We start from the raw sequence: 12,335 nt of genomic DNA, 5'->3' as shown, positions 1-12,335 counted from the left end.
TCTTTCTCTGTGGCCCTCTGTGTCCTCAGTGTCTCTGTGGTTCCGGTTCCTTTGTCTTATTACAATTTTACCTATGTGAGGCGGTGACAGATGAATATTCAGATTTTCGGCACTTCAAAGTGTCAGGATACGCGCAAGGCCGAGCGGTACTTTAAGGAGCGCCGAATTCCCTACCAGTTCGTGGATTTAACAGTTCGCGGTCTGAGTCAAGGCGAACTCAACAAAGTCAAAGGGGTTGTGGGCTTGGAAAACTTGATGGACAAAACGGGAAAGGAATACGCAAAACGCAACTTGAAGTATCTTGTGCATAATGTGGAAGAAGTGCTGCTGGCTTACCCTTTATTATTAAAAACTCCCATCGTCAGGAACGGACCGAAAGCAACTGTCGGCTATTGCCCGGCAATATGGGCAGAATGGGAATGACGGCATGACGAGGCTGGGTCTAAAATAGAATGATAGAAATAGCAAAACTCTCAGGGGGATGATAAGATATGAAAAAAATCAGGGTTGGAATTTTGTTTGGCGGCAGATCTGCCGAACATGAAGTATCGTTGCAGTCGGCCCAAAATATCATCGACGCAATTGACAAGGATAAGTACGATGTTACGCTTATCGGAATTGATAAGCAGGGACAGTGGCATTTAAATGACAAATCCCAGTTTTTGCTCAACAGCAATGATCCGAAACTGATTGCCCTAAATAAAAGCGGAAAAAATGTTATGCTGATCCCCGGCAGTCCCAAGCAACAACTGATTCATACCGCCGATCAGGGCGCCGATGCCGGTATGGATGTAATCTTCCCGGTTCTGCACGGTTCGTATGGCGAAGACGGGACGGTGCAAGGATTGCTGAAACTGGCGAATATTCCTTTCGTCGGGGCGGGAGTATTGGGATCAGCGGTGGGAATGGACAAAGATGTAATGAAGCGGCTTTTGCGGGACGCGGGAATTCCTATCGCCAGCTTTAAAGTTTACTATGGCTGGGAACAAGACAACATGGATTTTGCCGGTGCTGTGAAGGAATTAGGCCTGCCGCTTTTCGTCAAACCGGCTAACATGGGATCATCAGTCGGGGTTAGCAAAGTGCGGAACGAAGCCGAGTTTATGGCTGCAATGAAAGAAGCCTTCCGGTTTGACAACAAGGTGCTGGTGGAAGAATTTGTACCGGGGCGGGAAGTAGAATGCGCCGTTCTCGGCAACGACAGTCCGATTGCCTCGGCGGTTGGTGAAATTATCGCCCAGCAGGATTTTTATTCTTATGAAGCAAAATATATTGATGAAAACGGGGCAGTTCTTGAGATACCCGCGAAAATTTCCCCGGCGGCGAGTAAAGAGATTCAGGACATTGCGATTAAGGCATTTAAAGTCTTGTGCTGCGAAGGCATGGCGCGTGTCGATTGTTTCTTAACGCCGGAGAATGGTGTTATTGTCAATGAAATCAACACAATACCCGGCTTTACCCGCATCAGTATGTATCCGAAACTATGGGAAATCAGCGGCATTGCCTACAGTGACTTAATTGACAGGCTGATTCAACTGGCTCTTGAGCGCCATACCCGGGAACAGAGATTACAAACTTCATATGCAAAAACCTGAGACAAATAGAATGTGCTTAGCTTATTAAATGCCACGAACTGCTTAAGAATTGTCAGATACCGTTGCATATGAAAAAAACTTATTGTAATGATATTTGCTAATTACAGTTTGAACTATCATAGTCAGACCGTAGGCACGACGAGAACCGGAACGGAGGCGTACTAGGGGTCCGTACAGACTACTTAGGAAAAGGTTAACTAGGCCAGAACGGTTGGAGTGAGGATCGCAGGAGTAACGACGCAGATGGCGGTTGTTAAGCAGTTCCCTTCTAAACGCGAAAAGACCAAAACTACGGTGGGAGAGGGATATACATGGACATACGGGAGAAGGCGCTGAAATTACATAAAGATCATCAAGGTAAATTGGCTGTTAGCAGTAAAGTTCCGTTACGCACCCGGGAGGACCTGAGCGTGGCCTATACCCCCGGCGTGGCGGAACCCTGCAAAGAGATCGAAAAGGACAAAGACTTGTCTTTCGAATACACCTGCCGGGGTAATATGGTCGCCATCGTCAGCGACGGGACAAGGGTGCTGGGACTGGGTGATATCGGCCCGGAGGCCGCCATGCCGGTTATGGAAGGCAAGGCCGTACTGTTTAAAAGGTTCGGAGACGTAGACGCGGTGCCTATTTGCCTCAACACCAAAGACCCGGAAAAAATTATTGAAACAGTGAAATTATTGCAGCCTACCTTCGCCGGCATTAATTTGGAGGATATATCCTCGCCGAAATGCTACGACATTGAGGATAGGCTGAAAGCACAGATGAACATTCCTGTTTTTCACGATGACCAGCATGGCACGGCCATTGCTGCTTTAGCCGCGCTTGTTGGCGCTCTCAGGCTGGTAAAAAAAGACTTGAAAACCGCTCGCATTGTAATAAACGGGGCCGGAGCGGCAGGCAGCGCTATCGGACGGCTGCTGCTCAGCGCCGGTGCGGAAAATATCCTCATGGTAGATGCCCAGGGCATTCTTTTTGCCGGTATGACCGGACTGAACCGCATCCAGGAATTGTTAAGCAAAACCACCAATAAAAACGGGATGAAGGGGAATCTGGCTGAGGCCGTGAAAGGAGCGGATGCACTTTTGGGCGTTTCCGCTCCGGGAGTCTTTACGCCGGCTATTATCCGCAGTATGAATGCCGGCGCCATCGTATTCGCCATGGCCAATCCGGTACCGGAGATCAGCTTTCAGGAGGCGAAAGACGCCGGCGCGGCAGTTGCCGGCACTGGACGATCCGACGCTCCCAACCAGGTCAACAACGTCAGCGTTTTCCCAGGAATCTTCCGTGGCGCCATGGACGTGCGCGCCCGGCAAATCAACGAGGAAATGAAGATTGCGGCTGCTTATGCTATTGCCGATCTTGTCTCCGAAGATGAATTGCGGGCAGATTATGTCATACCGGATGCTTTTGATGAGCGGGTGACCCCGGCGGTAGCGGCAGCGGTGGCCGGTGCAGCGATCAAAACCGGTGTTGCCCGCATTAAGTTGGATCCGGAGGAGGTCAGGGCAAAAACCCTTGCCCGCATAAAACTGTTGAAATCATAATCCCAAGGAAGGTATTAAAAAATAAAAAAAACGCTGTTGTTTTCCCGGCGGGAAACAACGGCGTTTTTTTATTATCCAAGAAAGTATCTGTTTAGGAACGGCGCAGGACAGCCTTATTAACGCTTCGACACTATCGTTTAACCTTCGTTTATAATAAGGCTGTCCTGCGCCTACGGTCGTCAAAAAGACGCGTTAGCCGTTTTTTTTAATACAACCTTTCATAAAGGTTCATTGCCGCTAATATGCTATAGTAGAAAACCAAACTTTCTTGGGGGATTACGATGAAGCGGTTAATAACGGTTCTAATGATTGTCTGTCAGTGCTTATTTCTTATTGTTACCGGCTGTACCGGGGAAAGCGGGGAAAGAACCGAAAGAAAAGCTGCTTCGGCGCAGTTGCAAAACGAGCCCCGGATCAGCTTCGATATTGAAGATAAAAGTACCGGCACGTATAAACAACATATTTGTCAGTTATGGGAAAAAACAAAGATGATTATTAAAGAAGATGCCGGCAAAGATCTGACTGATGAGCAGTATTTATTTCTTGGTAAGGAAGTTAGGCGCGCATGGTTAAACCTGCATGCGCACAGTTGTCTTTACCATCAGGAGAATATTAGCAGGGGGATAGAAGACACTCCGGATCATAAACTGGAAACCATGATAGGGCATGTCCTCGGGTTAATTGATGAACTTTATGGCTGGCCTACGGATGAGAAAGAAAGCCGGGAAGATGCAAGAAAGCGCTTGATACAAAGTGACATAAACGGTACTATCCGGGCATTGGATAATTGGCTGCAATCCGCGGACATGAGATAAAGCTTCATAGGTATGATGGCTGAATACAGGCTCTTTGCATGGAGTTATACCGATAATTTAAGGAGGCTGAGCGTTCATGGCCAAGGGAAAAATTCGGCATTTGTTTTCCGGCGGGCATACACCGGACGGTTTTTATTCTTTTTATCATTCTTTAATTCCCATACCAGGCAACCGGATTTTTATCGTAAAAGGAGGACCCGGGACCGGCAAAGCCAAATTCATGCGCAAGATGGGAGAAGCCCTGGCTGGCGAAGGCTCTGATGTGGAGTATCACCACTGCTCAAGTAACAACAACTTGCTGGATGGTGTAGTGTTGCCGGAATTGCAGGTTGCTTTTATTGATGGCGCCATTCCGTATATTTTTGACATGGAAAACACGGGCGGTGTAGATGAAATAATTTATTTGGGAGAGTTTTGGGACGAAAATAACCAGCTTCTGAATAAGGACCAAGTCCTGGCTCATAACAGCGAGATCAGGAATAGCTTCCGGCGGGCGCACCGCATGCTCCGGGCAGCCAAAGCCATCTATGATGATTGGGAAGCTATCCATACAAGAGCCATGGATTTTGCCACCGCCAATGGTAAGGCAAGTGACCTGGTTAACGACATTTTTTTTGGCCTGCGGGCCAATGGCGCCGGCAAAGTGCGGCGGCTCTTTGCTTCAGCCATTACCGGTAACGGCCCGGTTCACTATCTGGAAACGTCGGTGTGGCGTACCGCTAAATGCTATGTGATTAAAGGAGCCCCGGGAACAGGTAAGAGTACAGTAGTGCAGAAGCTGATTGAAGCGGCGGTTGTGAGGGGTCTGGATGTTGAAGTCTTCTATTGCCCGCTGGATCCGGAAAAGCCGGAGCATTTGGTGATTCCTGCCATATCTGTAGCTGTTACAACTGCTATTACCCCGCATAACCAAATTCCGGATAAACCGGCGGCTGTGATTGATATGAACGATTGTCTGAACAAGACCGATGTTGAAAAATATGACACCAATACCGCCTATGACCGAAGATATTTCTGGGAGCTGTTTGAACAAGCCATATCATGTATCCGTTTGGCCAAGAAGCTGCAGGATGATTTGGAAACCTGCCACATCCCCGGCAATAATTTTGACGGAATTCAAGCGGTATGGGAAAAAACGCTGGCGCGAGTATTGGCGTACAGGAAGTGAAAGCATAATAACCCTGGGGAATAACAGTCCGAACTTTATTGCTGAAAGTCAAAATGTTATGTTGCCAGATATCTATGCGTTGGCAGGTAATCAGATCTTGAATCTTGAATTATTATTAACACCGTTTATTTTTCTCCGGGTCGAAGCACGTAAGCCCCGTTTCCAAGCCGCGCTGCGGTCAATTAACGCTGCTGTAGCCGGTATATTGCCGGCGGTGCTGTATGCTCCGGTATGGACTGCCGCCATTAAAGGCCCGCAGTTAGTGAAGCAGGAAATCCGCCAACAGCCACAGATTCAAAAAACTCACAATGCCGCCGATAATCAGGAGGGTTGCTTTAAGTCTAAGATTGTTGGCGTACTTGCCCATGACGGCGGGAGACGAAGTTAGATAAATCTGGAGAAAAATAGTAACCGGCAGCTGGACGCTTAGCATCATTTGCGAGAAAACCAGTCCGTTAAAAGGGTTGGCGACGAAGAAAATTATGAGAACCGCGGCAATGTATGTAATTAATACTCCCCACCGGCTATGAGGATCTTTAATGTTATAGGGCTCATGGAAAAGGCCGGCGAAAATGCTGCCGCCAGCCATACCGGCGGTACTCGTGGAAGAAAATCCGGCAAATAAGAGAGCTACGGCAAAAACCGTGGATGCTGTGCCGCCAATAAGGGGCCGCAGCATTCCCTCCGCCTGTTCAAGAGTGCTGATATGAATGCCGAACTGATAAAATGTGGCGGCGGCAACAATAATCATAGCACTGTTGATTGCCCAGCCGATTATCATGGAAAACAAAGTATCGGTAAACTCAAATTTTAACTGCCGGTTAATGATTTCTTCGTTTTCCAGGTTCCACTGCCGGCTTTGAATGATTTCCGAATGCAAGAACAGATTGTGGGGCATAACCACTGCTCCCAACACACTCATAATGATGGGGAGACTTCCCGGGGGAACGGCAGGGATTACCCAGCTTGCCGTTGCTTGCGGCCAATCCACATGGATCAGACTGAGTTCAAATAAAAAAGAAATGCCAACGATGGAGACAAAGCCTGCTATCCATTTTTCCAGGTACCGGTAAGAACTTGCCCATAATAAGGAGCCGGATGCAAAAGCGGCCGCAACCGACCCTAGCGGGATGGGGATGGCAAACAGGATATTTAACGCGATAGCCATTCCCAGTATTTCCGCCAACGCGGTAGCAACCGCGGCGCCCATGGCTGTGGCCAGGATAAGGCGGGAAAGCCAACGGGGCAAGTACGCCGTGGCTGCTTCCGAGAGGCAGTAACCTGTTGCTATACCCAGATGAGCCACATTATGCTGCAATACAACCAGCATTATGGTTGAGAGAGTGACCATCCAGAGGAGTCTATAACCGTAATCGGATCCGGCCGCAATATTTGACGCCCAGTTTCCGGGGTCGATGAACCCCACGGTAACTAAAATACCCGGTCCTAAGAATTTCAGAAACTCCCGGGCTCTAATGTCAGGCGGGTGAAAAGGTTTGGGTCTGGGTAATTGTGTTAACAATATTTTGCTCCTTTCCTATTTGTTGGTTATTCGCTGGAAATTATATCTTCCACAAGTATATATGATTTTCCCTGCGGATATTCTTTAATGAACAGGTAATGGCATAGAAAAATGGAAAAATTGCCGGTAGACAATATATTGCCAGCGTTAACAGATATTGGTTACACAAAGGGGAGGTGGGTAACATGCAGTGGCTCCTCGGAGTCGACGGCGGCGGCAGTAAAACTGTCGCTTACGCCGGTGATCCGGCAGGCAATATAATTGGACGGGTGGAAGCAGGCCCTGCCAATTACCATATAATTGGTCTCGATCAGTTTAAACAGGTAGTAAACGGCATTGTCGAAACTGTGTGTAAGACCTACAATCTGCGGCAAGATAAGCTTATTATCATAAGTTTGGGACTGGCAGGAGCCGACTCTCATTGCGACGGGGTGAAACTGCGAAGGGCGTTAAGTGAGCTGGGCTTGAACTGCCGCTGTCTTATCGTCAACGACGCGGTTGCCGCTTTAACAGCCGGTCTGGGTAAACCGGAAGGAATTGTTCTCATCAGCGGGACAGGCTCCATTGCCTACGGCGTTAACAATCGCGGCGAAATCTTCCGGGCTGGTGGCTGGGGGCATTTGGTGAGTGATGAGGGCAGCGGTTATTTTATTGGCAGGCAGGCATTGGCAAGAAGCATAAAAGCGCAGGAGGGGCGAGATATCCCCACCTGCTTGTTGGCCGACATCATCAGCCATCTTAAATTGTATGACTTTTCCCAATTGATCGGCTATTTATATCATCCTGATACCATAAAAGCAAATATCGCCGCCTTAGCCAGGGTAGTTGCCGCAGCCGCAGCCAAGGGCGATAAAATGGCAATTGAAATATTGTCTGATGCAGGCCGGGACTTGGCTGAACTGGTTAAATCGCTGTTCCGTAAAGGTTTTGCCGCTGATTGCGGCCAGGGAGCAGCCGAAGTCGTTGTTTACGGAAGCATACTGCAAAATGTTTCTCCGGTAAGAGAGCGGGTTGTCAAAGAACTGACGGGGCTGGCGCACGTGAGTGTCGGCAAAGACGAACCGGCTATGGGAGCTCTTAAGCTGGCTTATCATATTCCGGCAGGGGAGAATAACAGGACTGATTTGTAATTTTAATGTTAATGTTTTATAAAAAACTAAAAAATAGGACTTTAGTCTGATATATAACAATTGATTATCCGCATACAATTTAAGTTATCAGGTTTTCCGTGCGGTAGCGGAATTTATAGAAGGGAGAGACCCCTAGTGGGCGCAAAATGGGTAAACGTTAGAGAAATTTCACCTGGCCAGGTCCTGGGGGACTCTGTCTGTGCTAATATGGGAAAAGTGCTGTTGAGTAAAGGCGCCTGCCTGACCACCCGCTCCATCCAATTATTGCAGAATTGGGGCGTCATTCAAGTCCTTATTGAAAATTATTCCGACGACGCCAGCAACGCCGGCGATACCGGCGATACCGGCATTGTTGAGAATATTGTCCAGACTATTGACGCAGATAAAGCTAAGGCTTTTTTGGAAATTGACAAAAAAATCGACCAGTTGCTTATTAATGTTGATAGCGTTTTTGATTCAGTACCCAAATACAGAACCATTCCGCTTAAACCTTTGCAAGAAATATCCCACAGTATTTTTTCCGAGCTTTTAGAAAAGAACGGACTGGCGGAAAGGGTAATTACCCGTAATTTTGACGAAGATGACGATTTTAAGGTGCATGCTGTCGTTGTTGCCAGTTTGACTGCTATCATTAGCCGCGAGATGGGCTTTAACCATGAGCAAATAATACAGGCTACTTTGGCCGGCCTGATACATGATATCGGCAGGCTTATCCCTTCGCCCACCGGACGAACCAGCCAGTCGGAACATATTGAAAATGCCGCAATCTTGTTGAAAAAAACCATAGGCATACCCAAGGAAATTGTTTTAGGAGTTTTGCAGCATCACGAAAAGATGGATGGAACAGGTATACCGATGGGCTATTCGGCGGAAAGAATTCATCCTTATGCCAGGATCATTGCTGTTGCCGATTTTTTTCATAATCTCACTTGCCGAACCAGGAAGATTGATTCATTCTACACTCTTGACATACTGCGCGATGAAATGTTTTCCAGTCTTGATCCGGAAATTACCCAGATTTTTATTAGAAAAGTCCGGGATGCCTTGATGAATACGGGGGTTGTGTTAAATGACGGACGCCGCGCACTGGTGACATACTTCCACAGCAATGATTCACGTTTTCCCATAGTAAGGACATTGGCAGGTGAAGTAGTGGATCTGGGAAAAAGCCCCAATATCAGAATCGAAAGATTCGACAATGGGTGAATAAAGAAACCGGACCCGGCAGGGGTCCGGTTTAGGCTGTTGAAAAACTTCGCCTAGCGTCGTTGCTCCTCAGAGCCCTTGCTTGCGTACCCCCTAAGTACGCGGCGCGGCGGGCTCTTCCGGTGCGCCTAGCTATGCTCGTTTTTGAACAGCCCGGGGTTTGTCGACAAGCTGAACCGGACCCGGCAGGGGTCCGGTTCTTTAAAATTTTACTTTTTAGAAATAACGGTCCAAAAGTCCCTTAAAGGCTGCCCCATGACGAGCTTCATCTTTACACATTTCGTGGACGGTGTCATGGATAGTATCCAGGCCAAGTTCTTTCGCCCGTTTGGCAAGACCAAGCTTGCCTTGGCAGGCGCCATATTCCGCTTCCACTCTCAGTTCCAAGTTCTTTTTGGTTGAAGGGAAGACCACTTCGCCTAAAAGTTCGGCGAATTTAGCGGCATGTTCGGCTTCTTCAAAAGCTATTCGTTTGTAAGCCGCGGCTACTTCCGGATAACCTTCCCGGTCAGCTTGCCGGCTCATAGCCAGATACATGCCGATTTCAGTACACTCACCCATAAAGTTCATTTTGAGCCCTTCGACCACCTGGGAATCAACACCGGCAGCAACGCCGATTCTGTGTTCATCAGCCCAGTTTAAGGCGGCAGCGCCTTGCTCGATAAATTTGTCTGCCGGCGCCTTGCACAGCGGGCATACATCCGGCGCCGCATCTCCTTCATGAACATAGCCACAGATGGTACATACAAATTTTTTCATATAACAAACTCCTTCTTAATTAATAATTATTATTAACAAATAATAATTAATTATATTTACATATAAAATTATAGCAAAAAAAATTAAGAAAATCAATAGATAATAAAAATATTTAATTTTAATTATATTTGATAACGGCCAAATATGTTTTTGGGTTTGACAGTAATGATTCATTTTTTTCTTGACACCCATATCTTGCTATGATAATCTATTACCAAAACAATTGCATACTAAGAATGCAAAAACGATGAAGAGGAAAAGTACGTATACCGCCTTTGTTACAGAGAGCCGGGAAAGATGAGAACCCGGTACGGGGAGTTTGCGGAAGTTCGCCTCGGAGTTGCGTGCTGAAACTTTTATTTAGTGGTAGGCGGCGACGGAAACCTTTACCGTTATCTTAAGGGGAATATCGGCTTGGCGCCCGTATTCTTTGAAGTGATTCGCCTTCCCGGCGAATAATTAAGGTGGTACCGCGAGAACAGCTCTCGTCCTTTACGGATGAGGGCTTTTTTATTTTAGAAAAATGGAGGAATGTAACGATGGCTATTGCCTGCGAGCAGACAGCAATTGAACGGCTGATCGGGTATCTTGGTCCGCAAGGTACCTACAGCGAAGAAGTGGCTCTTAATATCTATCGCGGTGAATTCGGGAGATTTGTGCCTTATAACAGCATTTGCGCGGCAATACAGGGGGTGGAGGGCGGCGAGATTTCGGAATGCCTGGTGCCAATTGAAAACTCTCTGGAAGGTTCAGTCAACATTACCATGGATACGCTGGCCCATGAAGTAGACCTGGCAATTACCAGGGAAATTGTCTGGTCTATTCGGCACAGTCTGCTGCTGAAAAGCGGCACCAAGGATGTGAAAACCATTATTTCCCATCCGCAGGCGTTGGCCCAATGCCGGCAATATTTGTCCCGTCAATATCCCAATGCGGAATTAAAGTCGGTGGCGAGCACCGCGGAAGCTGTTTATCTGGTGGCCAGCGGTGTCAAAGGCGGTGCGGCAATCGGCAGCCGGCGGGCGGGAGAGATCTATAGTCTTACCTCTGTAGACGACGACATCCAAGACAATCCCAACAACTGCACCCGCTTCGTTGCCTTAAGCAGGACGCCGGTGAATCCGGGCGGACAAAATTGTAAAACTTCTCTGGTCTGTAAAATACAAGGTGATCGTCCCGGCAGCTTATGTGACATTTTGCAGGAATTTGCCGCAAGAGGAGTAAACCTGACCCGGATAGAATCCCGGCCGGCCCGTGCCGGGCTGGGGATGTATATATTCTTTTTTGATATGGAAGGGAGCATGGAAGACGATCACGTTAAAACAGCTGTAAACGCAGTAAAGGCAAAATGTCAGTGGTTCAAAAATTTCGGATCGTATTCTGTATACAACCGCTTATCCTAACACCCGGATGCAATTCTTTAATGCAACATATATAAATTCAAAAAGATTTTGATTGAATATGAAAGCGAGGAAGAGAAAATGGTAATTGTTATGAGTCCCGAAGCCACAGAAAGGCAAATTGAACAAGTGGTTGAGCGGGTGCATGAAACCGGATTAAAAACTAACATCGTGGTAGGTCAGTCGCGGACAATCATTGGACTCATCGGCGATAAACGGGTAATTATGTCCTTGGCTGTGGAGGCACTGGACGGGGTGGAAAAAGCGCTGCCGATCACTTCCGGTTATAAACTGGTCAGCAGGGAGTTTCACCCTGAATCTTCGATTGTAAATGTCGGCGGAGTCACTATCGGCGGTAAATCTCTTGTCGTAATGGCAGGGCCCTGTGCAGTGGAAAGCCGGGAACAACTACTCGAATCAGCTGAAATTGTCCGGGCGGCAGGAGCGCAATTTTTGCGGGGAGGAGCTTTCAAGCCAAGGACGTCGCCATACTCGTTTCAAGGTCTGGAGGCAAAAGGACTGGAATATCTGGCTGAAGCCCGCGCCAAAACCGGCTTAAAAATTGTTACGGAAGTGATGGACATCAGTTCGGTGGATTTAGTGGCTCAATATGCCGATATGCTGCAAATTGGCGCACGAAATATGCAAAACTTCCAATTGTTGCGGGCTGTTGGGCGCTCAGGCAAACCAATCCTTTTAAAGCGGGGCATTGCGGCGACCATTGACGAATGGCTGCACGCCGCCGAGTATATCGTTAACGAGGGTAATTCCCAGGTCGTATTGTGCGAACGGGGAATCCGCACCTACGAGAATTATACCCGTAACACCCTCGACTTGAGTGCAGTGGCTGCCATTAAGCATTTGAGCCACCTGCCGATTATTGTCGACCCCAGCCATGGAACCGGCCGGTGGCGCATGGTGCGGCCGATGGCAATGGCAGCAGTGGCGGCAGGGGCGGACGGCCTCATGATTGAAGTCCACCCCGACCCGGCAGCGGCTCTGTCTGACGGCCCCCAATCCCTTAATCCGGTAAATTACGCGTCTTTGATGGCGGATGTGCGTGAGTTGTCAGTGTTTTTGGCAAATAGATAAGCTTCATTCCAGCTCTCCTGAAAAGTCGATTCCCTAAAAATGTGGCTATAGACCTGCCGACAGTGTTTACTGCAGCAGGTCTATGGTTTAAAATAATTTCAGCA

Annotated in this window: 11 protein-coding genes and 1 other annotated feature; of the genes, 9 read left to right on the top strand and 2 right to left on the bottom strand. The window is 47.9% G+C overall.

Going from position 1 to position 12,335, the window contains the following annotated elements; translation table 11 throughout:
• Window positions 1-90: 90 nt before the first annotated feature.
• From MAMMFC1_RS02905 to MAMMFC1_RS02885, 5 genes are all read left to right on the top strand, one after another.
• Window positions 91-423 carry an arsenate reductase family protein gene (locus tag MAMMFC1_RS02905; protein WP_126306332.1) on the top strand — a complete coding sequence of 111 codons (333 nt, stop codon included), beginning with the start codon at window positions 91-93 and terminating at the stop codon, window positions 421-423.
• Between the two features lie 68 nt (window positions 424-491).
• Window positions 492-1,595 (top strand): D-alanine--D-alanine ligase, encoded by a 1,104-nt coding sequence (gene ddlA, locus MAMMFC1_RS02900; RefSeq protein ID WP_126306330.1) that lies wholly within the window; start codon window positions 492-494, stop codon window positions 1,593-1,595.
• Between the two features lie 311 nt (window positions 1,596-1,906).
• Window positions 1,907-3,139, top strand: a complete 1,233-nt coding sequence (locus MAMMFC1_RS02895; protein ID WP_126306328.1) for an NAD(P)-dependent malic enzyme — start codon at window positions 1,907-1,909, stop codon at window positions 3,137-3,139.
• Between the two features lie 281 nt (window positions 3,140-3,420).
• The gene (locus MAMMFC1_RS02890) at window positions 3,421-3,954 is read left to right on the top strand and encodes a hypothetical protein (protein WP_126306326.1); all 534 of its coding nucleotides are present in this window, start codon (window positions 3,421-3,423) and stop codon (window positions 3,952-3,954) included.
• A 76-nt stretch (window positions 3,955-4,030) separates the two neighbouring features.
• A complete protein-coding gene (locus tag MAMMFC1_RS02885; RefSeq protein WP_126306324.1) occupies window positions 4,031-5,122 on the top strand; it encodes an ATPase in 1,092 nt (363 codons plus the stop codon).
• 259 nt (window positions 5,123-5,381) lie between these two features.
• On the opposite strand, the gene MAMMFC1_RS02880 is transcribed toward MAMMFC1_RS02885, so the two are convergent.
• Window positions 5,382-6,644 carry an Nramp family divalent metal transporter gene (locus tag MAMMFC1_RS02880; RefSeq protein ID WP_174234358.1) on the bottom strand — a complete coding sequence of 421 codons (1,263 nt, stop codon included), beginning with the start codon at window positions 6,642-6,644 and terminating at the stop codon, window positions 5,382-5,384.
• Between the two features lie 185 nt (window positions 6,645-6,829).
• Between MAMMFC1_RS02880 and MAMMFC1_RS02875 the strand changes: the two genes are divergently transcribed.
• Both MAMMFC1_RS02875 and MAMMFC1_RS02870 read left to right on the top strand, forming a co-directional pair.
• Window positions 6,830-7,774, top strand: coding sequence for an N-acetylglucosamine kinase (locus MAMMFC1_RS02875; protein WP_126306320.1), 945 nt, complete (start codon window positions 6,830-6,832; stop codon window positions 7,772-7,774).
• A 135-nt stretch (window positions 7,775-7,909) separates the two neighbouring features.
• The gene (locus MAMMFC1_RS02870; protein WP_126306318.1) at window positions 7,910-8,980 is read left to right on the top strand and encodes an HD-GYP domain-containing protein; all 1,071 of its coding nucleotides are present in this window, start codon (window positions 7,910-7,912) and stop codon (window positions 8,978-8,980) included.
• Window positions 8,981-9,196: 216 nt separating this feature from the next.
• On the opposite strand, the gene MAMMFC1_RS02865 is transcribed toward MAMMFC1_RS02870, so the two are convergent.
• Window positions 9,197-9,739 carry an NADH peroxidase gene (locus tag MAMMFC1_RS02865; RefSeq protein ID WP_126306316.1) on the bottom strand — a complete coding sequence of 181 codons (543 nt, stop codon included), beginning with the start codon at window positions 9,737-9,739 and terminating at the stop codon, window positions 9,197-9,199.
• Between the two features lie 238 nt (window positions 9,740-9,977).
• Window positions 9,978-10,235, top strand: a binding site (T-box leader).
• Between the two features lie 43 nt (window positions 10,236-10,278).
• On the opposite strand from MAMMFC1_RS02865, the gene pheA reads away from it, so the two are divergent.
• Both pheA and aroF read left to right on the top strand, forming a co-directional pair.
• Entirely contained in the window at window positions 10,279-11,142 is an 864-nt protein-coding gene (gene pheA, locus MAMMFC1_RS02860; protein ID WP_126306314.1) for a prephenate dehydratase, read from the top strand.
• Between the two features lie 78 nt (window positions 11,143-11,220).
• Complete coding sequence (aroF, locus tag MAMMFC1_RS02855; protein ID WP_126306312.1) at window positions 11,221-12,231, top strand: 3-deoxy-7-phosphoheptulonate synthase; 1,011 nt, start codon at window positions 11,221-11,223, stop codon at window positions 12,229-12,231.
• The last annotated feature ends 104 nt before the right edge of the window (window positions 12,232-12,335 follow it).

Source organism: Methylomusa anaerophila (assembly GCF_003966895.1).
In the GTDB taxonomy this organism is placed as follows: Bacteria; Bacillota; Negativicutes; order Sporomusales; family Sporomusaceae; genus Methylomusa; species Methylomusa anaerophila.
This window is presented reverse-complemented; position numbering and strand designations above follow the sequence as displayed.

Bases quoted from the DNA above. Each gene is read 5' to 3' on its own strand.
- MAMMFC1_RS02905 (WP_126306332.1), top strand. From the start codon at position 91: ATGAATATTCAGATTTTCGGCACTTCAAAGTGTCAGGATACGCGCAAG.
- ddlA (WP_126306330.1), top strand. From the start codon at position 492: ATGAAAAAAATCAGGGTTGGAATTTTGTTTGGCGGCAGATCTGCCGAA.
- MAMMFC1_RS02895 (WP_126306328.1), top strand. From the start codon at position 1,907: ATGGACATACGGGAGAAGGCGCTGAAATTACATAAAGATCATCAAGGT.
- MAMMFC1_RS02890 (WP_126306326.1), top strand. From the start codon at position 3,421: ATGAAGCGGTTAATAACGGTTCTAATGATTGTCTGTCAGTGCTTATTT.
- MAMMFC1_RS02885 (WP_126306324.1), top strand. From the start codon at position 4,031: ATGGCCAAGGGAAAAATTCGGCATTTGTTTTCCGGCGGGCATACACCG.
- MAMMFC1_RS02875 (WP_126306320.1), top strand. From the start codon at position 6,830: ATGCAGTGGCTCCTCGGAGTCGACGGCGGCGGCAGTAAAACTGTCGCT.
- MAMMFC1_RS02865 (WP_126306316.1), bottom strand. From the start codon at position 9,739: ATGAAAAAATTTGTATGTACCATCTGTGGCTATGTTCATGAAGGAGAT.
- pheA (WP_126306314.1), top strand. From the start codon at position 10,279: ATGGCTATTGCCTGCGAGCAGACAGCAATTGAACGGCTGATCGGGTAT.
- aroF (WP_126306312.1), top strand. From the start codon at position 11,221: ATGGTAATTGTTATGAGTCCCGAAGCCACAGAAAGGCAAATTGAACAA.